At 34.7% G+C, this 297-nt stretch carries 1 protein-coding gene; it reads left to right on the top strand.

Going from position 1 to position 297, the window contains the following annotated elements:
* A partial coding sequence (locus SB749_RS19170) for a hypothetical protein (RefSeq protein ID WP_410711701.1) occupies nucleotides 1–297 on the top strand: 297 nt, incomplete at both ends.

The raw sequence follows: 297 nt of genomic DNA, 5'->3' as shown, positions 1-297 counted from the left end.
ACCCTAAAAAGGGGTGGTTTTCTATAGGCGTTTTATGTTTAATCATTACTCTCTATGCCTACAGCTTTAAATTAGAAATTAGCACATTAAGTCTTATTGCTGAAAATGTAATGTCGTTAAAAATTAAACCTGTAGTAATTCCTTTGATAGTTATGATGCCCGCTTTTTTTGTATTCATCTACGGGATTTATCAAAGAATGCATGGTGATATATCAGAGAAATCGATGCGAAGGGGGCTATTTGTTATTATAGGATGCTTCCCTCTATTTCTGATTACCTGGTGGATTTATAGCTGGC

Origin of the sequence: Brevibacterium sp. SIMBA_078, assembly GCF_046534565.1 — a bacterium.
GTDB lineage: Bacteria > Actinomycetota > Actinomycetes > Actinomycetales > Brevibacteriaceae > Brevibacterium.
This window is presented reverse-complemented; position numbering and strand designations above follow the sequence as displayed.